This window comes from Streptomyces sp. NPDC007971, assembly GCF_042958635.1.
Classification (GTDB): domain Bacteria; phylum Actinomycetota; class Actinomycetes; order Streptomycetales; family Streptomycetaceae; genus Streptomyces.
In genome coordinates this window covers 48778-72062 of the sequence record NZ_JBIBJK010000026.1, presented here as the reverse complement: position 1 = coordinate 72062, position 23285 = coordinate 48778, and the positions used below count along the sequence as shown (strand labels likewise).

The 23285-nt window shown below is 70.7% G+C and carries 24 protein-coding genes and 1 riboswitch; of the genes, 6 read left to right on the top strand and 18 right to left on the bottom strand.

Going from position 1 to position 23285, the window contains the following annotated elements; translation table 11 throughout:
- Window positions 1–20: 20 nt before the first annotated feature.
- Window positions 21–719, bottom strand: coding sequence for an SDR family oxidoreductase (locus tag ACFZCP_RS39280; RefSeq protein WP_391439169.1), 699 nt, complete (start codon window positions 717–719; stop codon window positions 21–23).
- A gap of 7 nt (window positions 720–726) precedes the next feature.
- The gene (locus ACFZCP_RS39275; protein ID WP_391439166.1) at window positions 727–1266 is read right to left on the bottom strand and encodes a TIGR00730 family Rossman fold protein; all 540 of its coding nucleotides are present in this window, start codon (window positions 1264–1266) and stop codon (window positions 727–729) included.
- Between the two features lie 51 nt (window positions 1267–1317).
- Here ACFZCP_RS39275 and ACFZCP_RS39270 point away from each other — a divergent pair, with 51 nt between their 5' ends.
- A complete protein-coding gene (locus ACFZCP_RS39270) occupies window positions 1318–1641 on the top strand; it encodes a DUF427 domain-containing protein (protein ID WP_362698087.1) in 324 nt (107 codons plus the stop codon).
- 37 nt (window positions 1642–1678) lie between these two features.
- A complete protein-coding gene (locus ACFZCP_RS39265; RefSeq protein ID WP_391439159.1) occupies window positions 1679–2461 on the top strand; it encodes an alpha/beta fold hydrolase in 783 nt (260 codons plus the stop codon).
- 51 nt (window positions 2462–2512) lie between these two features.
- Here the strand turns inward: ACFZCP_RS39265 and mnmA are convergent, their stop codons facing one another.
- Window positions 2513–3667, bottom strand: coding sequence for a tRNA 2-thiouridine(34) synthase MnmA (gene mnmA, locus ACFZCP_RS39260; protein WP_391439156.1), 1155 nt, complete (start codon window positions 3665–3667; stop codon window positions 2513–2515).
- A gap of 59 nt (window positions 3668–3726) precedes the next feature.
- Between mnmA and ACFZCP_RS39255 the strand changes: the two genes are divergently transcribed.
- Window positions 3727–4488, top strand: coding sequence for an N-acetylmuramoyl-L-alanine amidase (locus ACFZCP_RS39255; protein ID WP_391439152.1), 762 nt, complete (start codon window positions 3727–3729; stop codon window positions 4486–4488).
- Window positions 4477–4657, top strand: a riboswitch (TPP riboswitch). Its footprint overlaps the gene before it by 12 nt.
- A 133-nt stretch (window positions 4658–4790) precedes the next feature.
- On the opposite strand, the gene ACFZCP_RS39250 is transcribed toward ACFZCP_RS39255, so the two are convergent.
- The 3 genes from ACFZCP_RS39250 to ACFZCP_RS39240 all read right to left on the bottom strand — a co-directional run bounded on the left by ACFZCP_RS39250 (window position 4791) and on the right by ACFZCP_RS39240 (window position 6597).
- Window positions 4791–5960, bottom strand: a complete 1170-nt coding sequence (locus ACFZCP_RS39250) for an aminotransferase class V-fold PLP-dependent enzyme (protein WP_391439148.1) — start codon at window positions 5958–5960, stop codon at window positions 4791–4793.
- 164 nt (window positions 5961–6124) lie between these two features.
- Window positions 6125–6397 carry a DUF4190 domain-containing protein gene (locus tag ACFZCP_RS39245; protein WP_391439144.1) on the bottom strand — a complete coding sequence of 91 codons (273 nt, stop codon included), beginning with the start codon at window positions 6395–6397 and terminating at the stop codon, window positions 6125–6127.
- Window positions 6398–6429: 32 nt separating this feature from the next.
- On the bottom strand, window positions 6430–6597 hold the full coding sequence (locus tag ACFZCP_RS39240) for a hypothetical protein (RefSeq protein WP_362698105.1): 168 nt from the start codon (window positions 6595–6597) through the stop codon (window positions 6430–6432).
- Between the two features lie 146 nt (window positions 6598–6743).
- Here ACFZCP_RS39240 and ACFZCP_RS39235 point away from each other — a divergent pair, with 146 nt between their 5' ends.
- Window positions 6744–7370 (top strand): TetR family transcriptional regulator, encoded by a 627-nt coding sequence (locus ACFZCP_RS39235; RefSeq protein ID WP_391439141.1) that lies wholly within the window; start codon window positions 6744–6746, stop codon window positions 7368–7370.
- Window positions 7371–7515: 145 nt separating this feature from the next.
- Here ACFZCP_RS39235 and ACFZCP_RS39230 read toward each other — a convergent pair whose 3' ends face one another.
- Window positions 7516–8496: a WYL domain-containing protein gene (locus tag ACFZCP_RS39230; RefSeq protein ID WP_391439139.1), complete on the bottom strand. Its 981-nt coding sequence runs from the start codon at window positions 8494–8496 to the stop codon at window positions 7516–7518.
- Between the two features lie 291 nt (window positions 8497–8787).
- On the opposite strand from ACFZCP_RS39230, the gene ACFZCP_RS39225 reads away from it, so the two are divergent.
- Complete coding sequence (locus ACFZCP_RS39225) at window positions 8788–9387, top strand: TIGR03086 family metal-binding protein (RefSeq protein WP_391439136.1); 600 nt, start codon at window positions 8788–8790, stop codon at window positions 9385–9387.
- Here the strand turns inward: ACFZCP_RS39225 and ACFZCP_RS39220 are convergent.
- Entirely contained in the window at window positions 9374–10270 is an 897-nt protein-coding gene (locus ACFZCP_RS39220; RefSeq protein WP_391439134.1) for an acyl-CoA thioesterase domain-containing protein, read from the bottom strand. The two genes, ACFZCP_RS39225 and ACFZCP_RS39220, sit on opposite strands and share 14 nt — an antisense overlap.
- Before the next feature lie 164 nt (window positions 10271–10434).
- On the opposite strand from ACFZCP_RS39220, the gene ACFZCP_RS39215 reads away from it, so the two are divergent.
- Window positions 10435–11709: an alpha/beta hydrolase-fold protein gene (locus ACFZCP_RS39215; RefSeq protein ID WP_391439131.1), complete on the top strand. Its 1275-nt coding sequence runs from the start codon at window positions 10435–10437 to the stop codon at window positions 11707–11709.
- Here ACFZCP_RS39215 and ACFZCP_RS39210 read toward each other — a convergent pair.
- The 10 genes from ACFZCP_RS39210 to ACFZCP_RS39165 form a co-directional block, all read right to left on the bottom strand.
- Window positions 11618–12277 carry a trimeric intracellular cation channel family protein gene (locus ACFZCP_RS39210; RefSeq protein WP_362698123.1) on the bottom strand — a complete coding sequence of 220 codons (660 nt, stop codon included), beginning with the start codon at window positions 12275–12277 and terminating at the stop codon, window positions 11618–11620. The genes ACFZCP_RS39215 and ACFZCP_RS39210 overlap by 92 nt on opposite strands.
- Window positions 12278–12324: 47 nt before the next feature.
- Window positions 12325–13716, bottom strand: coding sequence for a M1 family aminopeptidase (locus ACFZCP_RS39205; protein ID WP_391439126.1), 1392 nt, complete (start codon window positions 13714–13716; stop codon window positions 12325–12327).
- Between the two features lie 99 nt (window positions 13717–13815).
- Window positions 13816–15279 (bottom strand): dipeptide ABC transporter ATP-binding protein, encoded by a 1464-nt coding sequence (locus tag ACFZCP_RS39200; RefSeq protein WP_391439120.1) that lies wholly within the window; start codon window positions 15277–15279, stop codon window positions 13816–13818.
- A complete protein-coding gene (locus tag ACFZCP_RS39195) occupies window positions 15276–16370 on the bottom strand; it encodes an ABC transporter ATP-binding protein (protein WP_362698132.1) in 1095 nt (364 codons plus the stop codon). The genes ACFZCP_RS39200 and ACFZCP_RS39195 overlap by 4 nt, the downstream gene beginning before the upstream one ends.
- The gene (locus tag ACFZCP_RS39190; protein ID WP_362698135.1) at window positions 16367–17374 is read right to left on the bottom strand and encodes an ABC transporter permease; all 1008 of its coding nucleotides are present in this window, start codon (window positions 17372–17374) and stop codon (window positions 16367–16369) included. Before ACFZCP_RS39190 ends, ACFZCP_RS39195 begins: the two co-directional genes overlap by 4 nt.
- A gap of 72 nt (window positions 17375–17446) precedes the next feature.
- The gene (locus ACFZCP_RS39185; protein ID WP_391439108.1) at window positions 17447–19222 is read right to left on the bottom strand and encodes an ABC transporter substrate-binding protein; all 1776 of its coding nucleotides are present in this window, start codon (window positions 19220–19222) and stop codon (window positions 17447–17449) included.
- Window positions 19223–19254: 32 nt separating this feature from the next.
- Window positions 19255–20253 (bottom strand): ABC transporter permease, encoded by a 999-nt coding sequence (locus ACFZCP_RS39180; RefSeq protein ID WP_362698141.1) that lies wholly within the window; start codon window positions 20251–20253, stop codon window positions 19255–19257.
- 351 nt (window positions 20254–20604) lie between these two features.
- Complete coding sequence (locus ACFZCP_RS39175) at window positions 20605–21384, bottom strand: enhanced serine sensitivity protein SseB C-terminal domain-containing protein (protein ID WP_391439390.1); 780 nt, start codon at window positions 21382–21384, stop codon at window positions 20605–20607.
- A 188-nt stretch (window positions 21385–21572) separates the two neighbouring features.
- Complete coding sequence (locus ACFZCP_RS39170; RefSeq protein ID WP_391439103.1) at window positions 21573–22367, bottom strand: enhanced serine sensitivity protein SseB C-terminal domain-containing protein; 795 nt, start codon at window positions 22365–22367, stop codon at window positions 21573–21575.
- 231 nt (window positions 22368–22598) lie between these two features.
- A complete protein-coding gene (locus tag ACFZCP_RS39165) occupies window positions 22599–23276 on the bottom strand; it encodes an AAA family ATPase (protein WP_391439099.1) in 678 nt (225 codons plus the stop codon).
- Between the last annotated feature and the right edge of the window lie 9 nt (window positions 23277–23285).

Here is a 23285-nt window from a genome sequence, read left to right as displayed (position 1 = left end):
CGTGCCGGGGGGCGACACGGTCACCGACCCGGCCGCACCGTCAAGTCGTTGACCTCCGCGTCCCTCGGCAGGTCCAGGGACATCAGGACGGTCGTGGCGACCGACTCGGGGTCGATCCACCGGTCCGGGTCGTAGTCCTTGCCCTCCTGCTGGTGGACCTTGGCCTGCATGGGGCTCGCCGTGCGGCCGGGGTAGACGGAGGTGACGCGGACACCGTTGCCGTGCTCCTCCTGGCGCAGGGAGTCCGCCAGGGCCTTCAGGCCGTGCTTGGAAGCGGCGTACGCGGACCAGCCGGCGTGCGCGGTGAGCCCGGCGCCGGAGTTGACGAAGACCACATGGCCGCGGGTGGCGCGGAGCTGGGGCAGGAAGTGCCGGGTCAGCTCGGCAGGGGCGATCAGGTTGACGCTGAGCTGCCGGCTCCAGGACTTCGGGGTCAGCTCGCCGACCTCGCCGAGGTCCACCACTCCGGCGATGTGGAGCAGCGAGTCGACCCGCTCCGGGAGCGTCTGGTGCGAGAAGGCCCAGGAGAGCCGGTCCGGGTCCGACAGATCGCCCACCAGGGTGCGGGCCCCGGGGAACTCGGCCGCCAGTTCCTTCGCGCGGCCCGCGTCGCGCGCGTGCAGGACGAGTTCGTCCCCGCGCGCGTGCAGACGGCGGGCGACGGCCGCGCCGATGCCGGAACCGGCCCCGGTGATCACATGAGTAGCCATGCGAGCCATGCTCGCATCAGCGGGGCGGGAGCGACGTCTCGAGGTGGGCGAGCGCGGCGGCCGGCTCGTCGGCGAAGAACATCAGCTCGGACAGCGGACGCGGCAGGAAGCCCTCGTCCTCCATGCGGCGGAACTGCTCCTGCAGGCCGTCGTAGAAGCCCGCGGTGTTCAGCAGCGCCACCGGCTTGTCGGTGCGGCCGTGCTTCTTCAGCTCCAGGATCTCGGTGGCCTCGTCCAGCGTCCCGGTCCCGCCCACCATGATCACCACCGCGTCGGCCTTCTCCAGCAGCAGCCTCTTGCGCTCGGCGAGATCGGCCGCGATGACCATCTCGTCGGCTCCGGGCCGCGCCTTCGCCGCCAGGAAGCCGACCGAGACGCCGAGCAGCCTGCCGCCGGCCTGCTGCACACCGTCGGCGACGACCTTCATCAGTCCGACGTCGGAACCGCCCCACACCAGCGTGTGCCCGCCCTTTCCGAGCAGTGTCGCGAACTCGCGCGCGGGGCGCGTGTACCGCTCGTCGAGATCGGCCGCGGACAGGAAGACGCAGATGTTCATCTGCCCCACCGTACGCGGGAAGAAGTCCGGGCCCGCCGGTGCTGTCCCTGTATGGCCCATGGACACACGATCACCATCGAGAAGAGCGAGCGGCACGTGCGCGTGGTGCACGGCGACCAGGTGCTCGCGGAGACCGACCGCCCCCTCGTCCTGCACGAGACGGGCTGTCCGCCGCGGTACTACGTCCCCGCCGAGGACGTACGCCTCGACCTGCTCACCCCGTCGGACACGCACACCGTCTGCCCCTTCAAGGGCACGGCCTCCTACTGGTCGCTGCCGGACGCGCCCGACCTGGTGTGGGCGTACCCGGACCCCAAGCCGGACGTGGCGGAGATCAGGGATCACTTCTGCTTCTACGACGCCGACGTGTCGTGACCGATGAGCCCGGCGCCGTGCGGCAGTCTGCACGGGCATGGACAAGAAGACGACATCCCGCGACGGCACCTCCCTCGCGTACCGAGTGACCGGCCAGGGGCCGGCGGTGATCCTGGTGAGCGGCGCGATGTCCACCGGCGGCACGGTGGCACCCCTCGCGCACCGGCTCGCCGACCGCTGTACGGCCGTCGTCTACGACCGGCGGGGCCGTGGCGAGAGCGGTGACACGGCGCCGTACGCCGTGGCCCGCGAGGTCGAGGACCTGGCCGCCGTGATCGAGGCGGTGGGCGGCGAGGCGGCGCTGTTCGGCGTCTCCTCGGGCGGTGCGCTGGTCCTGGAGGCGGCGGCGAGCGGCCTGCCGGTGCGTCGGGCCGCCGTGTACGAGGCTCCGTTCGCGGATTTCCTGGACGGCGGCGCCGAGCGGGAGGCCGCGTACAAGGAGAACCTGAGCAGGGCGCTCGCCGAAGGCCGGCGCGGGGACGCGGTGGAGCTGTTCCTGCGTCTGACGGGCCTGGGCGAGGAGATGATCCAAGGCGCCCGCCAGTCGCCCATGTGGGCCGGTATGGAGGCCGTCGCCCCGAGCCTCGCGTACGACGACGCGGTCATGGGCGACGGCCTGCTGCCCCGAGATCGGCTGGCCGCGATCCCCGTGCCCGTCCTGGTGGTCGCGGGCGGGGCGAGCCCCCGGTGGATGCGCGAGGCGAACCACGCCGTGGCCGACGCGGTGCCGCAGAGCACCTACCAGGTGCTGGAGGGACAGACGCACATGGTGGAACCGGACGTCCTCGGACCCGTGCTCGCCGAGTTCTTCACCGGGTGACCCTGCCGGACCGAGCAGCTCACCGGGCGCCCCTGCCGGACCCTGCAGGGCTCACCGGGCGCCCCGGCCCGGACGGTCAGACCGCGCTGTCGCCCCGCGCGAGGTCGACGCGATCGTCGCCGAGCCCACCACGCGCGTGCCGTCGTACAGCACGATCGCCTGGCCGGGGGCGACGCCGCGGACCGGCTCGGCGAAGGTGACGCGCAGCTCGCCGTCGACCGGCTCCGCGGTGACCTCGGTCTCGCCGCCGTGGGCGCGCAGCTGGGCGGTGTAGGTGCCGGGGCCGGCCGGGGCGGTGCCGCACCAGCGCGGCTTGATCGCCGTCAGGGCGGTGACGTCCAGGGCCGCGGCCGGGCCGACGGTCACCGTGTTGGACACCGGGGAGATGTCGAGGACGTAGCGCGGCTTGCCGTCGGCGGCCGGGGTGCCGATGCGCAGACCCTTGCGCTGGCCGATGGTGAAGCCGTACGCGCCCTCGTGCGTGCCCAGCTTGGCGCCGGACTCGTCGACGATGTCGCCCTCCGCCCTGCCGAGCCGCTGTGCCAGGAAACCCTGGGTGTCGCCGTCGGCGATGAAGCAGATGTCGTGCGAGTCCGGCTTCTTGGCGACCGCGAGGCCCCGGCGCTCGGCCTCCGCGCGGATCTCCTCCTTGGTGGTGACCGTGTCGCCGAGCGGGAACATCGCGTGGGCGAGCTGCTGCTCGTCCAGGACGCCGAGCACGTACGACTGGTCCTTGGCCATGTCGGAGGCGCGGTGCAGTTCGCGGGAGCCGTCCTCGCCCACGACCACCTGTGCGTAGTGACCGGTGCAGACCGCGTCGAAGCCGAGGGCCAGCGCCTTGTCCAGCAGCGCGGCGAACTTGATCTTCTCGTTGCAGCGCAGGCACGGGTTGGGGGTGCGCCCGGCCTCGTACTCGGCGACGAAGTCCTCGACGACGTCCTCGCGGAAGCGGTCGGCGAGGTCCCAGACGTAGAAGGGGATGCCGATGACGTCGGCCGCGCGGCGGGCGTCGCGCGAGTCCTCGATGGTGCAACAGCCCCGGGCGCCGGTGCGGAAGGATTGTGGGTTCGCGGAGAGCGCGAGGTGGACGCCGGTCACGTCATGGCCCGCCTCGGCCGCGCGGGCGGCGGCGACGGCGGAGTCCACGCCGCCCGACATGGCGGCGAGGACGCGGAGGGGGCGGGTGGGCTGCGGGGTGTCAGTCATAGCCCTTCCAGAGTACGGGGCGCGGGAACCGGGGCCGCCGGACATCCGTTGACGATCACATGGGGGCGAGGACCGGGCGGACGGCAGGGACGGCGGGCGGCGACGCGGACCGGCGGCTGGGGCGGCGGGCCCTGCTCGTCGGCGGGGCCGCGGCGGCCGTGGGCACGGCCGTGCTGGCCCGGCAGGAGCTGTCCCATCTGTGGTGGCGGCTGCCGGGGGTGGACAGACCGCGGGTGGCGGGGGCGGTCGACTTCCGGGGGGCGCGGTGGGTGGCGGCGTCACCGGCCAACTACCGGCGGGCGGACCGGCCGGACGACTACACGGTCGACCGGGTCGTCGTCCATGTCACGCAGGGCGGCTACCGCAGCGCGGTGAAGGCCTTCCAGGATCCGGCACACGGGGCGGCGGCGCACTACATCGTGCGCAGGGACGGCCGGATCACCCAGCTGATCCGCGAGCTGGACGTGGCCTTCCACGCGGGCAACCGGGGGTACAACGAACGCAGCGTCGGCATCGAGCACGAGGGCTTCGTGGAGGACGCCTCGTCCTTCACGGACGCGATGTACGCGGCCTCGGCCCGGCTGACGGCGGCGATATGCCGTCGTTACGGCTTCTTGGCCGACCGGGAGCACATCATCGGCCATGTGCAGGTGCCGGGGACCGACCACACCGATCCGGGGCCGCACTGGGACTGGGGGCGGTACATGAGGCTGGTGCGACAGGCGCCGACAATCGGGGCACAACAGCAAAAAAATCATGATGTGCGCCATGCCGTATTGCATCGGACGTTCTATGCTGGAAGTGGCCTACGAGGCGAGTGAGGGAGTTCGAGCGGAGTAGCCGACTTGGGCGAGAGACACAAGGTTTCCGCTGGGGCCGACGTCGACGGTCGGACTGAGAGGCCGGAAAGTCGCACGTACTGGACTGGAAGGCGACCCCCAGTCACCTGATCCGGACAATACCGGCGAAGGGAACCCGTCTCGTAGGTTCTTTGCGTGCGCCGGCCTTCTGGACGCGCCCGCCTTCCGCGCAAGCCGGTCTTTCGAGTGCACCAGCCCTTCGTACCGTGCCGGTCCTTCGTGTGCGCCCGTCTCCCGGAGCCGCTGCCCGGCCGTTCAGCCGCTCAGCTCAGGCCCGCGGCGCGGGCTCGTTCCACCGCCGGACCGATGGCCCCCGCGACCGCCTCGACGTCCGCCTCCGTGGAGGTGTGGCCGAGGGAGAAGCGCAGGGTGCCGCGTGCCAGGTCCGGAGCGGTACCGGTGGCGAGCAGGACATGGCTGGGCTGGGCGACGCCCGCGGTGCAGGCGGAGCCGGTGGAGCACTCGATGCCCTGCGCGTCCAGCAGGAGCAGCAGGGAGTCGCCCTCGCAGCCGGGGAAGGTGAAGTGCGCGTTGGCCGGGAGGCGGCCCCCGGGCGCCGGGTCGCCGCCGAGGATCGCGTCCGGTACGGCCGCACGGACGGCGTCGACCAGACGGTCCCGCAGGGCACCGATCTCGCGGGCGAACCACTCGCGCTGCTCGGCGGCGAGGCGGCCGGCCACCGCGAAGGAGGCGACGGCGGGAACGTCGAGGGTGCCGGAGCGGACGTGGCGCTCCTGACCGCCGCCGTGCAGGACGGGTACGGGGGTGTACTCGCGGCCGAGCAGGAGCGCGCCGATGCCGTAGGGGCCGCCGATCTTGTGGCCCGACACCGTCATCGCGGCGAGGCCCGAGGCGCCGAAGTCGACCGGAACCTGACCGAAGGCCTGGACCGCGTCGGCGTGCAGGGGGACACCGAACTCGCCCGCCGCATCGGCCAGTTCACGTACCGGCAGCACCGTGCCGATCTCGTTGTTGGCCCACATCACGGTGGCCAGGGCGACATCGTCGGGGTTGCGGGCGATGGCCTCGCGCAACGCCTCGGGATGGACACGGCCGTAGGAGTCGACGGGGAGGTACTCGACGGTGGCGCCCTCGTGTTCGCCGAGCCAGTGCACGGCGTCGAGCACGGCGTGATGCTCGACGGGGCTGGCCAGGACGCGGGTGCGAGCCGGATCGGCGTCGCGTCGGGACCAGTACAGGCCCTTCACCGCGAGATTGTCGGCCTCGGTGCCGCCCGAGGTGAAGACGACCTCGCTGGGGCGGGCACCCAGCGCTTCAGCGAGGGTTTCACGGGACTCCTCGACCGTACGGCGGGCCCGGCGGCCTGAGGCGTGCAGTGAGGACGCATTGCCGGTGATGCTCAGTTGGGCGGTCAGTGCCTCTGCCGCCTCCGGGAGCATCGGGGTCGTGGCGGCGTGGTCGAGGTAAGCCATGGTGACGCCGATTCTACGGCGCGCCGCCCGTCGGCCCCGCTGCGAGGTCGCACTTTGGCGGCGAACGGTCTGCCCATGGCGGGAGCAGGAGCGGGAGCGGGAGTCGCGCGGCCGCGCCCCGTCGTCCTCGGGGCCTCGGCGGCGTCACGGTGCGGGTGATCGGGTCACAGGCTCCACGACACCGTGTGGGACATCTCCATGGCGATCACCAGGACCGCCAGGTCGGCCACGCCCAGGCCCAGGCCCAGGTACGCGCGGCCCCGGCGGGACGTGCCGCGCCACAGGGCGACGCCGGCCAGGGCGATGGCGATCGGGCCGAGGAAGATGTTGAGGACGAGCAGGCCGAGAAGGCCGAGGATGAAGGACGCCACGGCCATGCCGTCGGCGTCGCGCGTGCGCGTGTCGGGGCGACCGGCGGCCGGTGCGGTGAGTTGCATGGTGCTCAGCTCCTGGAAGTCGTTGTGGACGGTCAGTTGGCCGAGGTGCGGCGACGGCGGCCGTGGCGCTCGCGGACGGCGAAGACGGCGAGCCAGACGGCGATGACGACGGCCGCGGTGGCGGTGACGCCCAGCGGCGCGTGGGCCACGGTGCCCAGCACGACGCCGAGCAGCATGAGTGCGGCGACGAGGAAAATCATGGGTTCGGATCCCCCCTCCGGGATGCCTGGTACGAAGCCTCGTGTGAAGCTTCGGTGAACAGTTGTAGTAACAGTTGTTCACTGACTTTGAGTCTAGCGCCTCGCACGGCTTTAAAATTCCAGAGAACAGTTGTTAACTGGATGACATGAGTCACACCCTCGGCATCCGGCAGGCCCAGAAGCAGAAGACCCGGCAGGCGTTCCTGGACGCCGCGCTCGCCCTGCTGGAGGAACAGAGTCTGAGCAGTCTGGGTCTGCGCGAGGTCACCCGAGCCGTCGGCGTCGCTCCGACCGCCTTCTACCGGCACTTCCGCTCCACGGCCGACCTCGGCGTGGCCCTGGTCGACGAGGCGCTGGGCAGCCTGCACCCGATGGTCCGCACCACGGTGTCCACGGCCGGCGGCAGCGAGGAGCGCATCTCGCGGGCCATCGAGCTGATAGCCGACCACGTGGACACGCACCCCGCCCACGTCCGTTTCATCGCCCGTGAGCGCCACGGCGGCGTCCAGCCGGTGCGGGAGGCCATCCGGGACCAACTCGCCCGCTTCGCCGACGAGGTGAAGACCGAACTGGCCAAGGACCCGCAGGCCGAGGGCTGGAACGACGACGACCTGCTGATGCTCGCGCACCTCTACGTCGACCAGATGCTGGTCACCGCCTCCCTCTTCCTGGAGGCCCTGGAGGCCCCGCAGGACGAGCGGGAGCGGGTCACCCAGCTCGCCACCCGGCAGATGCGGCTCATCACCATCGGCCGCCGGCACTGGCGGGACTGACCCCGCCCCGCCCGCCCCGACGCCGCCTTCCGGCCGGCTCCGGTCGCCTCGGGCCGGCCCCGCCGCCCCTGACCCCCGGGACCGTCCCGGCCGCCTCCGGGCGCACCGCCGGTATTCCCGAGGTGCACCGCCCGGCCCCGGGACTTCACCGGCCCTCGCGGGCCTCGTCCCGGTACAGGTCCGTGACACGACGGGCCGCCAGGAGCAGTTCCGCGCGGGCCTCGGGCGGGTCCAGGATCTCCACCTCGTCGGAGAACGGCAGGAGTTGGCGCACCGCCGGCAGCGTCGGGTACGAGAGACGGGCGGTGACCCAGTCGCTCTCGCCGTCGTCGTCCGGCAGTTCGGTCAGCTGCGCGGCGACCAGGCGCCGGAACCTGTCCAGGCACGCGCGCCGGACCCGTACCGTCAGGCCGATCACATCCTCCGCCCGCTCCTCCACCTGCCGGCGCAGCACCTCCCAGACGTCGGCGAGTTCCACACCGGGCCGGCGCCGCGCCGCCTCCTCCAGCAGGCGGACCGCGCGCACCCGGTCGGCCCGGAAGAGCCGGGGCCCGCCGTGCCGGTCGGCGACCAGGTACCAGACGCCGGCCTTGGCGACCAGGCCGTAGGGGTCCACGGTGTACGTGCGCGGGTCCCGCTGCCCGCTGTGGCGGTAGCGCAGCCTCAGCCGCCGGTCGGAGAAGACCGCGTCCTGCAGCCCCTCCAGGTCGACGGCCTGCTGCGGGCCGCCGCGCCAGCGGGTGGCGTCGACCAGGATGCGGCGGCTGGTGGCCTCGGCGGCGGGCCGGTGCGGGGCCGGCAGGGCCGCCATCACCTTGCGCAGGGCCGAGCCGAGCGCCGCGTCCAGGCCCAGCGCGGCGTGTGCGCCCTGGGCGGCGAGGATGAACAGGGCCCGGGACTCGTCGGCGGTCAGGCCGGTGACGTCCGTGCGGAATCCGGCGAGGAGTTCGATGCCGCCGTGCCGGCCGCGCTCGGCGTACACGGGGACGCCGGAGGCCGACAGCGCCTCGACGTCCCGGTAGATGGTGCGCACCGACACCTCCAGCCGGGCGGCGAGTTCGTGCGCGGGCACCCGGCCCCGGGTCTGCAGGAGCAGCAGGATCGACAGCAGCCGGTCGGACTTCACGCCCCCACGATCCCGTCGCACCGGACCCCGGCGCAAATGTTGACGGAATCTGTCAGGTTATCCGCGCATCCTTCTCCACGTACCGATCGAACCGACCGGCTGCACGGACGGACCGTGCGGCCCGTACGCGACCGGACCGGCCAGGCAGACAGATCGTGCGGACCGACCGTTCGGACCGACCGACCAGGAAGTCCGTCCCGGCCGGCCGTCCGGACCGGCGTTCCGTCCGGGCCGGCCGCATCCGCCGACCGCGCCGACCACCCGCAGCAGTGACCATTCGGAGAGGCACCCATGACCACCACCGGTTTCATCGACCCGCGCCCCGTCTACACCCGCGCCACCGAGCAGGCGGCCGCGCTCATCGAGGCGGTGCGCCCCGAGCAGCTCGGCGGCCCGACGCCCTGTGCCGAGTTCGACGTACGGACCCTGCTGAGCCACATCGTCGGCGGCACCCGGCGGATCGCCGTGGTCGGGGAGGGCGGTGACGGACTCGCCGTGCATCCCTTCGCCGAGGGCGTCGAGGACGACGGCTGGGCGGCGGCCTACGAGGACGTGCGGGTGCGGGTCCTGAAGGCCTGGGAGGCGGACGAGCGGATGACGAGCCCGGTGCGGGTGCCCTGGGGCGAGGTCCCGGGTCATGCGGCGCTCTCCGGCTACGTCATGGAGCTGGTGACGCACACCTGGGACCTCGCCGAGGCCCTCGGCCACCCGGCGGAACTCGACCCGGAGCCCGCCGAGTTCGCGCTCGCCACCGCCCGCCGGGTGCTGCCGGACTCCCGTCCCCGCGACGCACAGACCCCCTTCGACGCCCGCCGGGAGGCGTCCGAGGGGGCCGGTGTCTACGAGCGGCTGGCGGCCTGGACGGGCCGTGTGCCGCTCAGCCGCGGCTGAACCGGGCGAGCTGGCGGGACTGGGCGACCAGACGGTCCTCGCTGTCCCAGATCTCGGCGTCCTCCTCCAGGAAGCCGCCGGCCAGGTTGCGGGTGGTGATCGAGACCCGCAGCGAGCCGGGGGCCGGGCGCCGGCGGACGTGGACGGTCAGCTCGACCGTGGGCACCCAGCCCTTGAGACCGATCTCGAAGGCGGTGGGCGGCAGGGCGTCCACCGCGAGCAGGAGCGAGAGCGGGTCGGCGTCGCGGCCGTCGGCAAGCCCGAACCAGGCGCGCATCTCCCCCTTGCCGGAGGGGGCGCCGACCGCCCAGCCGAGGGTGGCCGGGTCCAGCTTGAGCATCAGCCGCTCGGCGATGGCCGAGCCGCCCGGCAGCGGCTCCGGTGCGTCGTCGGCACCGAAGCAGTACTCCAGCGGCGGGATCGCGGGCGGCGTCGCCGTCGTACGGACGTCGTCGGGGAGGTCGGAGAGGTCGCCGTAGGAGGCGAGGACGCGGATGCGTTCGACCTCGTTGCCCTCGTCGTCGTACTGGAGGAGGGAGGCCTGGCCGGTGGAGAGGGTGCGGCCGGTGCGGACCGTCTGGGTGCGCACGACCGCCGGGCCCGGCCGGGACGCGGTCAGGTAGTAGGCGGAGACGGTGAACGGGTCCGGGTGCGGGAGGGCGTCCGCGAGGGCCCGGCCGAGGACCGCCAGCAGAAAGCCGCCGTTGACGGCGTCGAAGATGGTCCAGCCGGCCGAGAGGTCGATGTCGTAGACACCGGGCTCGCGCCGGGTGACCGCCGTGTCCCGGTCGAACTCGCTGTCGCCGATCACGGCCCGCGACGGGGATCCCCCCGCTCGGGGGAAGCCGAGGGTCGAGGAGGGTGCGGAAGCTGCTTCTGGCATGGGTGAACGGTACAACAGGAAATTACTAAGCGGTAGCTTTGCGTGTTGCGTTCGCATGACGGATTGCGGCAGGATCCCCTCTACAGAGTGAGGTTCCGGCAATTTCTCGGTAAGTGTCCGGACACGTCCACAACCCCGAGCCCCCGATTTCCCTCTATGGGGACATGAGCCTCACCGGGACTCCGTTCCTCTACACGACCATCATGCTGTCGGTGGTCGCCCTGATAGTGCCGCTCGTCCTCTGGTCGAGGATGCGAGGGCCCAAAGCCCTGCGCACCGCGGCCCGGGTGCTGATGCTGCTGTTCGCCCAGGGCACCGCCGTCACGCTGGTCTTCGTGCTGGTCAACAACCAGAACAATCTGTACGACAACTGGGCCGACCTGCTGGGCACCGGCAACCACGTCCAGCAGGCCGCCGACCTCGGCCGGGACGGCACCGGCGGCATAGCGTTCAAGAAGCTGCCCAAGGTCAAGCAGGACTTCAAGCAGGCCGACGGGCCCGGGATGCACGCGGCCGGCGGGGTGCGCGTCACCCAGCTCAAGGGCCGGGTCTCGGGTGTGAACGCCGAGGTCTACGTGTGGCTTCCGCCGCAGTACAACGATCCGGCCTACCGCAACAAGAAGTTCCCCGTCGTGGAGATGCTGCCGGGCTACCCCGGCTCCGCCAAGGCCTGGTTCGGGGCGATGAAGACGCACGAGCAGCTGCTGCCGCTCATGCAGAGCGGCGAGGTGGCTCCCTTCATCCTGGTGGCCCCGCGCACCAACCTGCTGGCCGGCGTGGACACCGGCTGCGCCAACATCCCCGGTCAGGTCAACGCCGACACCTGGCTGAGCATCGACGTGCCGAAGATGGTCACGGACAACTTCCGGGCGCTGCCCGCGCCGCAGGGCTGGGCCGTGGCCGGATACTCGGCCGGCGCGCACTGCGCGGTGAAGCTGGCCGTGGCGCACCCCGACCGCTACCGGGCCGCGGTGAGCATGTCCGGGTACAACGACCCGATCGGCGAGCGCAACTCCCTCGCCGCGCAGAACCCCACCCTGCGCGCCGAGAACAACCCGTTCCTGATCCTCAGGAAGGCGGTCTCGCCGCCGCGGGTCGCGCTGTACTTCTCCGGCGAGTCCGGGGACGGCTACCAGGCGGGCGTGGCGATGGAGTCCGCCGCCAAGGCGCCGACGACCGTGCACGTGGTGTTCCTGCCGCGCAGCGCGGGCGGGCACAACATGACGCTGTGGCAGCCCCAGGTCCCCACGGTGTTCCGTTGGCTGACCCTGCAGATGGGCCAGAACCACGCCCGGGGCCAGGACCGGTCTCTGGCCGGGGCCCCCGGGACCACGGGGGCCGCAGGGACTACTCCTCGGACACGGTCGACCGGCGGTTCCAGGCACGCGGCGCTCGCCAGTGGAACTTCATCGCCAGCAGACGCAGGACAAAAGCGGTGACCACGGCGAGTCCGCTGGTGAGCGGAGTCAGCGCGTCGTAGCGAATGCACAGCACCACCATGGTGGCGCCGACGATCGCGGGGACCGCGTACAGGTCGCGGTCCCAGCGCAGCAGCGAGGGAACCTCGTTGGCGAGCACGTCCCGGAGCACGCCACCGCCTACCGCGGTGGCGAGGCCGAGGGTCGCGGACGCGGTCAGGTTCAGACCGTAGGAGTACGCCTTCGTGGTGCCCGTGACACAGAACAGGCCGAGGCCGGCCGCGTCGAAGACGAGCACCGCCGACTGGATGCGCTCCACGTGCGGATGCAGGAAGAAGACGACGAGCGTGGCGATCAACGGGGTGAGGAAGTACCCGAGGTCGGTGAAGGCCGCCGGGGGCACGGCCCCGATGACCACGTCGCGGAACAGTCCCCCGCCCAGCGCGGTGGCCTCGGCGAGCACGGCGATGCCGAACACGTCGAAGTTCTTCCGGACGGCCAGCAGGGCGCCGGAGATCGCGAACACGAAGATGCCGATGACATCGAGCGTGTGCTGGACGGAGGGGCTGAAGAGTTGCTGGAGCTGCACCCTGACATTCTCACCTGTCAGGGCGCGCGAACCTTACAAAGCCAGGCCTAGAGGGTCGGCTTGCCTGGCGTGAACAGCCAGGTGGTGAAGAGGTCGTCGAGCTGCTGCCCGCTGATCCGCTCGGCGAGGCGGATGAAGTCGGACGTGTCCGCGTTGCCGTACCGGTGGAGCCGGGTCCATGTGGGCAGCAGCTTGAAGAACGCCCGGTCGCCGATCCGCTCCCGGAGCATCTGGAGCGTCATCGCGCCGCGGTCGTAGACGGCGGAGGCGAACATCGTGTCCCGCTGCGGGTCGGCCACCTTGATCTGCCAGAAGGACGAGGCGGCCGCGCGGGAGTTGTAGTCGGCGAGGAAGGAGTCGTGGGCCGTGCGGGTGCCCTGGTGCTCCGCCCACAGCCACTGGGCGTAGGTGGCGAAGCCCTCGTTGAGCCAGATGTCCTTCCACTGCGCCACGCTCACCGAGTCGCCGAACCACTGGTGGGCCAGCTCGTGCACGATCGTCGTCTCGCTGCGCACGGCCGAGTAGGCGGGCTTGCTCTGCACCTCCAGGGAGAACCCGGCCTCGGGCATGTCGTCGACGATCGCGCCGGTCTCCTCGAACGGGTACGGCCCGAAGACCTTCGACCAGTAGTCCGTGGCCGCGGCGGTGACCGCGTACACGTCGACGCTGTTGCTGTTCTTCAGGACGGGGTCGACGGCGACGTAGACCGGGATGCCGCCCGGGGTGCGGCCGGTGCGCACGTCGAACTTCCCGATGGTGGCGGTGGCGAGGTAGGTGGCCATGGGCCGGCCCTCCCGCCAGTGCGTGTACGTCGAGCCGCCCCGGTCGTAGGTCGACACGAGCCGGCCGTTGGAGACGCCGGTCAGGCCCTTGGGTGCCTTGATCCGGATGTCGTAGGTGGCCTTGTCGGCGGGGTGGTCGCTGGAGGGGAACCAGGTGGAGGCGGCGTTGGGTTCACAGGCGACGAAGACACCGTCGGCGGTCTTCATCCAGCCGTACTTGGAGCCGAAGACGATCGGGCCGCCGAGGGGCTCGGGTATGCCGCCGTAGGTGACGGACACCGTGAACCGCCTGCCCTTGGCGAGGGTTCCGCGCGGGGTGACGGTGACCTCGTCGCCGTTGCGGGTGAACCGGGCTCGTCTGCCGTCGACCTCGACCTTGGTGATCTCCAGTTTCTGGAGGTCGAGATCGAAGGAGGAGAGGTTCTGGGTGGCGCGCGCGGTGAGGGTCGTACGGCCGTCCAGGCGGCCGGTGCCCGGGTCGTAGGCGATGTCCAGGTCGTAGTGGCGGGCGTCGAAGCCGCCGTTGCCGAGCTGTGGGAAGTAGGGGTCGCCGATGCCGGCCGCGCCGGGCGTGGGGGCGGAGGAGGCGCCGATGACCAGGAACGAGGCCGCCGCGGTGGCGACGGCCCCTAAACGTGCCGAACGGGAGAGTGCCATGGTCGGCCCTTTCGAGCGTGTGCCGGTCTGTGGACGGACACGGACGACTCTGCACTCTCCCGTTTGGCCATGTGCATGACTTTGCCCAGTTGTCATGCGCTACTTGTCGGTTGACTCCTTCGAGCCGGCCTCGGGCGCCTTGGCGCCGGATTCGGAGGCGCCTTCGGCGGTGGCCTCGGCGGTGGCCTCGGCTGCGTCGTCCGAGGGCTGCTCCTCGGAGGCCTGGTCCTCGGAAGCCTCGTCCTCGGAAGCCGCCTCGTCCTCGGAAGCCGCCTCGTCCTCGGAAGCCGCCTCGTCCTCGGAAGCCGCCTCCTCTTCGGAAGCCGCCTCCTCTTCGGAAGCCTCCTCCGCGACGGCGGTCGGCTCGGTGGCGGCGGCCTTCTCGGGCGCCTCCTTCGCGGCCTCGGGGGCGGCCGGCGTCTGCGCCGACCCCTCCAGCACCGCGTCCGGGACCAGCTCCGCGGCCTCCTTCGCCGCCGACAGCAGGACCGTGTCCTGCGGGGCCTGGTCGGCGAAGTTCTCCGGGTGGTGGCAGGCGACCCGCTGGCCGGGCCTCAGCTCGACGAGCTGCGGCTCGGTCGTCTTGCAGATCTGCGTCGCCTTCCAGCAACGGGTGTGGAAGCGGCAGCCGGACGGCGGGGCGATGGGCGAGGGCACGTCGCCCTTGAGCAGGATGCGATCGCTCTTCTGGCCCCGGCGCTTCGGGTCCGGCACCGGCACGGCCGACATCAGCGCCTTGGTGTACGGGTGCATCGGCGACTCGTACAGCGAGGAGCGGTCGGCCAGCTCGACGATCTTGCCGAGGTACATCACCGCGATCCGGTCCGAGACGTGCCGCACCACGGAGAGGTCGTGGGCGATGATCACGTAGGTGAGGCCCAGCTCCTCCTGGAGGTCGTCCATGAGGTTGACGACCTGGGCCTGGATGGACACGTCGAGCGCGGAGACCGGCTCGTCGGCCACGACCAGCTTCGGCTTCAGGGCGAGCGCGCGGGCGATGCCGATGCGCTGGCGCTGGCCGCCGGAGAACTCGTGCGGGTAGCGGTTGTAGTGCTCGGGGCTCAGGCCGACCAGCGACAGCAGCCGCTGGACCTCCTTCTTCACCCCGCCCTCGGGCTCCACGCCCTGGAGCCGGAACGGCGCCGAGACGATCGAGCCGATGGTGTGGCGCGGGTTCAGGGAACCGTAGGGGTCCTGGAAGATCATCTGGATGTCGCGGCGCAGCGGACGCATCTGCCCGGTGCTCAGCCGCGTGATGTCCTGGCCCTCGAAGGTGATCCGGCCGCCGGTCGGGTCCTGGAGGCGCGTGATGACCCGGCCCATGGTCGACTTGCCGCAGCCCGACTCGCCGACCACGCCCAGGGTCTCGCCCTTGCGCACCTCGAAGTCGATGCCGTCGACGGCCTTCACCGCGCCGACCTGGCGCTGGAGAATGCCCTTCTTGATCGGGAAGTGCTTGGTCAGTCCCTCGACCTTGAGCAGCACCTCGCGGTCCTCGGGCGCCGACGCCTGCTTGGGGACGACGGTCTCGGCGACGGTGTCCGTCTTCTTCGTCTCACTCACAGCTTCGGCGCAATCTCTTCGGTCCAGATCCGCTCACGGTCCTCGGCCGGGAGGTGACAGGCGGAGAAGTGCCCGGTGCCCACCTGCTCCAGCTCGGGGCGCACCGTGCGGGTGACGTTCCCCTTGGGGATGTCCGCGTACGGGCAGCGCGGGTGGAAGGCGCAGCCCGAGGGGACGTTGATGAGGCTCGGCGGCTGGCCCTTGACCGGGATGAGCCGTTCGGAGGTCTCACGGTCGATACGGGGCATGGAACCGAGCAGACCCCAGGTGTACGGGTGCTGCGGCTTCTCGAAGACCTCGTGGGCCGGGCCCCGCTCCACGCACCGGCCGCCGTACATCACCAGGACGTCGTCGGCGATCTCGGCGACCACGCCCAGGTCGTGGGTGATCATGATGACCGCGGAGCCGAACTCCTTCTGCAGGTCCCGGATCAGGTCGAGGATCTGCGCCTGGACGGTCACGTCGAGGGCGGTCGTCGGCTCGTCCGCGATGAGCAGTTCGGGGTTGTTGACCAGCGACATCGCGATCATGGCGCGCTGGCGCATACCGCCGGAGAACTCGTGCGGGTAGCCGTCGACGCGCTTGGCCGGCTCGGGGATGCCGACCCGGTCGAGCATCTCGATGGCCCGCTGGCGGGCGACCTTCTTGCTGACGTTGTGGTGGACCCGGTAGGCCTCCACGATCTGGTCGCCGACCTTGTAGTACGGGTGCATCGCGGACAGCGGGTCCTGGAAGATCATCGCCATCTCACGGCCGCGGAGCTTGCGCACCTCGTCCGGGGAGGCGGAGACCAGTTCCTTGCCGTCCAGCCAGATCTCGCCGGACATCTGCACGTTCTTGCCTCGGGTGCCGAGCCGGTGCAGGCCCATGATGGCTTGCGAGGTGACCGACTTGCCGGATCCGGATTCGCCGACGACGGCGAGGGTCTTGCCCTTCTCCAGCGAGAAGCTGAGCCCGTCGACGGACTTGACCAGGCCGTCGTCGGTCGGGAAGTGCACCTTGAGGTCGCGGACCTCGAGGAAGGCTTCGGGTGCCTTGCCGGGGGAGGTGGGCTCGCCCACGGCGGCGCCGGTCTTGGAGAGTTCGGTCACGAGAGCCTCACGCGCGGGTCGGCGGCCGCGTAGAGCACGTCCACCAGGAGATTTGCGATGACGACGAAGAAGGCGGCGAGCAGGGTCACGCCCAGGATCGGCGGCAGGTCGTTGTCGTTGATGGCCTGCACCGCGTACTGGCCGACGCCGTGCAGCGAGAAGACGCTCTCGGTGATCACCGCGCCGCCCAGCAGCAGGCCGAGGTCCATGCCGAAGACCGTGATGATCGGGGTGAGGGCGGCGCGCAGCCCGTGCCGGACCACGACCTTGCGCTCGCGCAGGCCCTTGGCGCGGGCCGTGCGGATGAAGTCCTCGTTCATCGTCTCCAGCATGCCCGAGCGGGTGAGCCGCGCGTAGATGGCGGAGTACAGCAGCGCGAGCGAACACCACGCCGGGAAGAGGGTGTTGGCCCACTCGGAGGGGTTCTCGGTGAGCGGGACGTAGGTGCGGCCGAAGACCGGCCATGTGTAGGTGAAGAGCAGGATCGCCAGGTTGCCCGTGAAGAACATGGGCAGGGAGACACCGGCGAGCGCGACGCCCATGAAGGTGCGGTCGAAGACCGAGCGCGGCTTCAGCGCGGAGATCACGCCGATCACCACACCCGCGAGCAGCCACATCACCGCGGCGCCGGCGGCCAGCGAGAGGGTCACCGGAAGGCGGGAGGTGAGCTGCGGCCAGACCGCCTGGTGGTTCTTGAACGAGTAGCCGAAGCAGGGTGCGTTGCAGTGCACCGTGGTGGGGCCGAGGTCGTAGGTGGCGCCGGCCACGATCCCCTTGATGAAGTGCCAGTACTGGACGTAGACGGGCTGGTCCAGACCGAGGTTGTGCTTGACCGCGGCGATGTCCGCCTTCGACGGGCTCTTGCCGATGTACTGCTGCGCCAACTGATCCGCTGTCTGGCCGGCGAGTCGCGGCAGCAGGAAGAAGATGGCGAAGGTGACCGCGGTGACGACCAGCAACAGGATCACTGCCGCGAACGTCCGACGGAGGATGTACGAGATCACGGGGACCGGCGCTGGTGCCCGCGGGCCGCGTAGCCCGCGGGCACCAATGCCTTCACCTGCCTTCCGGGGCTGCTACTTCTTCGTGGTGCCGAGGTTGAGGTAGTCGTACTGACCACTGAAGGCGGCCGTGGAGACCACGTTGGTGGCGTACGGCGAGCGGTACAGCAGGACCTTGAAGTAGGTCAGCGGCACGATGACGGCGTCGTCCATCGTCTGCTTGTCGATCTGCCCGTACAGCTCGTTGCGCTTGCCGGCGTCCTCGGTGGCGATGGCCTTGCCGAGCAGGTCGTTGACCTTCTTGCTGTCGTACTGCGACAGGTTGGTGTTGCCGGACTGGCTGATCGCCTTGCCGTTCAGGATCTGCTGCAGGAAGCCGTAGCCGGAGGGCCAGTCGGCGCCCCACTGCATCATGATCAGGCCGATGTTCTGCTTCTCGGTGAACTTCGGCACACCCGCGTAGTCGGTGAAGTACTTACCGGACGGGTACTGCTTCAGGGTGGCGTTGATGCCGACCTTCTTCAGCGAGTTGATGATCGCGGTGGCCGCGTCGATCTCCTGCGGGCGGTCGGAGCGGGCCGTGATGTTCGTCGAGATCGACGACTTGCCGCAGGCCTTCAGCTGGTCCTTGGCCTTGGCGACGTCACCCTTGTTGCCCGCGCTCGGGTAGGTGTCCGCCTTCTGGTAGCCGGTGATGTCCGGCGGCAGAACGGTGGAGGCGACGTCACCGCGGATCGGGCCGCCCTCGGCGGTCTGCACGGAGACCTTGTCGACGGCGTACTGGACCGCCTTGCGGCACTCCGGCTTGTCGAACGGCGCGACCTTGGTGTTGATCGCCATGTAGACCAGACGGCCACCGTAGGTGTTGTCGGTGGCGGCCTTGCCGTCGGCCGAGTTGATCAGCTCGGCCTGGGTGGAGGCCTGGACACCGGAGCCCGCGAGGTCGACGGTGGCGTCGCCGGACTGCAGGTCCTTGTCGATCGTCTCCGGGTTGACCTTCAGGTTGACGACGATCTTGTCCGGCAGCTGCTTGCGCAGCGGGTCGGTCTTCGCGTCCCAGTTCTTGTTGCGGACGAGGACGGCCTGCTTGCCCTCCTCGTAGCTCTGGAACTGGTACGAGCCCGAGGACACGATGTGCTTGACGTAGTCGACGCCGTCGTCCTTGGCCTGCGGCACCGGAGCCGTCTGCGGCGCGGCGACCAGGTAGTCGAACTCCTGGAAGGCACGGTTGAGGTGGAAGACGATCGTGGTGTCGTCCGGCGTCTCGATCGAGGACAGGCCCTTGGCGCTCTTGTCCTTGTACGGACCCTTGTACTTGTCGCCGTCCTTCATGAACTGCTGGAAGTAGTTCGGGCCGAGCGAGAGCACGTCACGCGCGAAGTTGGACCGCTCGACGGCGTACTTGACGTCCTTCGACGTGATCGCCGAACCGTCCTGGTACTTCAGGCCCGAACGCAGCTTGTACGTCCAGGTCTTGCCGCCGTCGCTCGGGACGCCCTTGCTCGCGGCGAGGTCCGGGACGAGGGTGTTGCCCTTCTCGCCGGGGCCGGGCTGGAACGTCATCAGCGGGCGGGCGTAGAGCCGGCTGAAGTTGTACATGTACGCGTAGTACGTGTTGCCCGGGTCGAACGAGTCGGGCACGTCCGACATCTCGTAGGTGACCGTGCCGCCCTTTTTGTCGGACGCGTTGACGACACCCGTGGTCGCCGCGTTGGCACCGGCCGCCTTCGGGGTGTTGCCGTCCTTGTTGTCATCGGCCTTGCTGCAACCTGCAACCAGCAGGCTTGCGGAGCCGATTGCCGCGACCGCGGCCAGCGCTGACCTTCGCATGATGGTCTGCTTCCCCTCCATAGATAGGAAACTTGATGGACTCTCGGGGCTGCCTAGCGGCTGCGGGGGTCGAGAGCGTCTCGGAGACCGTCGCCGAGCAGATTGAACGCCAGGACGGTGATGAAGATGGCGAGGCCCGGCACGATCATGTACTGGGGATCGACCTGGTAGTAGGTGACGGCTTCCCGGAGCATGCCGCCCCAGGACGCCTGCGGGGGCTGGATGCCCACACCCAGGAAGCTCAGGGAGGCCTCGAACAGGATGTTGGTCGGGATGAGCAGCGTCGAGTAGACGATGATCGGGCCGACCAGGTTGGGCATCAGCTCGCGGAAGAGGATGTACGGACCCTTGGCTCCCATGCCGCGGGCCGCGTCCACGAACTCGCGCTCACGCAGGGCGAGCGTCTGGCCTCGCACGATCCGGCCCAGGTAGGGCCAGTTGAAGAAGCCGATGACGAAGATGAGAACGCTCAGATGCAGCGGCAGTCCGTTGAGGCCGAAGGCGCCGCCCTGGAGGGTGGCGGAGATGGCGATCGCGAACAGCAGGAGGGGGAAGGCGAGGAAGATGTCCATCAGCCGGCTGATGATCGAGTCGACCCGGCCGCCGTAGTAGCCGGCGACCACGCCCATGACGGCGCCGATCACGTTCGACAGGATCGTGGCGCCGAAGGCGACCACCAGCGAGACCCAGGAACCTTCGAGGATGCGGGTGGCGATGTCCCGGCCGAACTTCGGGTCCACGCCCAGCGGGTGATCGAGGCTCATGCCGCCCCAGCCGCCCTTGGGCAGCGAGGTGTCGGGCACGATCAGGTCCTGGTGGAAGGCGTTGGGGTCGAGGCCGAACATGGCCTGGATGGGGCGCGAGAGGATTGCGAGGAGGATCAGCAGGATCACGACGACGCCGCCGACGACGGCGACTCTGTCCCGCTTGAACCGGGACCAGGCGATCTGACCCAGGGAACGACCCTCGATCTGCCCCTTCTGGACACCCTCCAGCACAGCCTCCGGCTGCGCCTCGGCTGCCGCTCCGGTGGTCTCGATCGGTGCGGTCACGGTGAGCGACCCCTCTCGCCGGTGGTGACCGGCCTGCGCCTGCCGCGGTTTGCGGCTTTGTCGACTTGCCATCGATCACGAGGTCTTCACCTCGCGTCTTGAGTCGGGAGTCTTCAGCGTGGCTGCGATCACCCGCCAGAGCTGACGGCGAAAGTATGCGCAACCGTGATGCAGTGCAGGGGAATCCGTTATCCGAACAGTGGGTAACGACCCTCGGACGCGGCCCAGTTAGGACAGAACGGCAGATTATGCCCGGTTCGGTGCGTACCGCGGATGTCTACGCGCGCAGAAGCGCACCGCCCTGTCCATTCTGCGATACGGGTCAGGACGCGTGGCGCGCGGCCCCGTTGATCAGTAGCCGCCGTGGACGGGCGGGTACCCGTAACCGGCGGCCGGGGCCTGGGGCGAGGCCTGGAGCTGGGGCTGGGGCGGAGCCGCGTGGGCCTCGCGGTCGTAGAACGGGCGGGCGTTCGCCCGCATCCACATCACGACCGGGTCGTAGTCGTCCGTCATCGCCACCGTCGAGACCGGCAGCCCCTCCGGGACCGCGCCGACGGACTGCTGCATCATCGCGCGCACCGAGTCGACCGCGGCCGGGGAGGTCTCGTACACGTCCAGGCCGATGGCGAGATACGGCGCCCCGAGCGCGGGCTGCACCCAGGCGCGGCGCAGGGCGCGCAGGGCCGGGGTGCGGTGGGCGTTCTGCGCGAGCAGGGCGTAGAACTGCGGGATCTCGACGCCGGGTTCCGTCAGCCGCAGGGGGCCGGCGGGCTGGCGGTCCAGGCCGGTGGCGATGCGGCGCAGGTCCAGCCAGGGGATGCCGAGGCCGCCGCCGGGAGCGTGCGGGTTGAGCCAGAGGCCGTAGTGGTCGGGGTAGAGGGTGCGGGCCACGTCCAGGCTGTCGACCACCTCGTAGGAGCGGTTCCAGCCGCTGGCCGAGAGTTCCTGGGCGGAGGTCACACAGGGGGCGTAGCTGAAGCCGTCGACCTCCATGTTCCCGTACTGGGCGTCCGGGGATCCGCCCTGGCCGTGCCACAGGAGCATCCAGATCTGGCCGGAGGAAGGGGTGGCGAGGGCGCGCAGCAGTGCCTCGTAGGCGTCGTAGCGCCCGGGGGTGACCTGGCGCAGCATGTGCTCGACGCTGCCGCTTGGGCTCGCGCTCACCTGTCTTACCGCCCCTTCGAATATTGCCCCGCGTTCGGACACAGCTTAAGCGCCGAACGGCCCGGGACCTCGTGTCCGTAGGCGAGTGCGGGTTCGTGGTGGGTTCTCGCGCAGTTCCCCGCGCCCCTGGTGCTCGGCCGCGCCCGCACCCGCTTCTAGTGGCCGTACTGGTAGAAGGGGCGGACCTTTGATTTGAGCCAGTGACCGACCGGATCCTCGGCCACGTCCAGGAGGACCAGGTTGACCGGCCACTGGACCGGGACCTTGCCCAGAGCTTTACCCAGGGCCTGCAGGGGAAGGGCTCGCAGGTCGCCCTCCCACTGGGAGAGCTCCACGCCCACGAACATCACCGGGTCGGCGGTCTCGATGGCAGCCAGGCAGCGGCGGGCCGTGAGGACCACGCCCGTCTCGGCGAACTCGGCGGAGGCCGCGGAGAGGAAGTCGACCGGGTCGTCCTGCCAGTCGGGCTCGAAGAGGCGGACCCGGCCTCCGGTGCTGGGGCCGTCCAGCGCGGTGCGGCTCCCTCGGGACAGCTCGGCCACCGCCTCGGGCGGGAGCGGTATGCCGACCACGCCGTCGGGGTTGACGGCGATACCGACCTGCGGGGGCAGACCGCGGGCGAACTCCACCGCCGGGGCGATGGTGTACGACATGTGGGAGCCGGTCACCTGCCGGAGCTGCTCCTCGGAGCTGAAGACCGGGACGTAGACCCGGCCGTCGATCTCCAGGGTGGGCAGGTCCAGCGGGCCGCTGTCCGGGCCGCCGCCGTTGGGCAGCGGGATCCAGAGGAAGCTGCGGCCGAGGACTTCGACGATCCGGCCGCCCGCGGAGGGTATGCCGAGGGAGGCCGAGAGCACCTCCTCCAGCTCGTTGCCGGGCCAACCGCCGTGCGGGTGGGGGTGTGCCTGTGCCGGGATGTCCGCGGGAAAGCCCGCCGCCGAGAAGTCCATCTGCCTGCCGCCTGCTGGGAACCGCCGTTGTGATGCAAAAGGCTAGCGGGTGCCTGTGACACCGCTCAGTCCGACGACCGGCTTCAGTCCGACGACCGGCCGGTTCCGACGACGGGCTCGCTCCGGATTCCGGCCGACGACGGACTCGCTCCGGATTCCGGCCGGTCCCGACGACGGGCTCGCTCCGGTTTCCGGCCGGTTCCGGTGACCGGCTCGGTCCGAGCCAGCGCCTCACTCCGGGCCGGCGGTGAAGCCGATGCGGTGCAGGACGTCCGCCGCGTCGCGGTCCAGCAACACCGCCGAGCCGCAGCCGGCGGGCAGCTCCCCCCGCTCCACCGCGCCGACCAGGCGGGCGGCCGTGCGTCGGTGCCGGCGGAAGGCGTAGCGGGACACGCCCCGGCCGCGCCGGCGCTGGCCCTCCCTGGCCGCCGTCGGGGTCACGTCGAGCAGGAGCAGGTGCAGGGTGCCGCCGCGGCGGCGGGCCTCGCGGGCCAGCCAGGCGCGCACCCAGGCCTGGGTGCCGCAGTCGTGCACGACGACCCCCTCGCCGGTGCGCAGGGCGCGGTGCAGTCCGGCGTAGTGGGCGAGGCGCACCAGCGGGCGGTAGAGGGCGTACGGCAGGAGGCGGGGCAGGCGAAGGGCCCAGCGCTCGCGGGTGTCCTGGGAGTCGATGCGGTGGCCGGGGACCGTGCGGTGCATCAGGGTGGACTTGCCGCTGCCGGGCAGGCCGGTGATCACCACCAGGTCACGGGGGCCGAAGAGCAGTGCGTGCGGGCTGCGGCCGGCGCGGTCGCGCAGATCGCGGACGACGGGGGCCGGGCGCTCGGCGCAGCGCTCGCGGGCCGGGGCTGAACGCTGCCCGGGCACCATGATGCCGGTGGTGGCGGCGTAGGCCGTGGTCCTGTTCACCGTGATCGT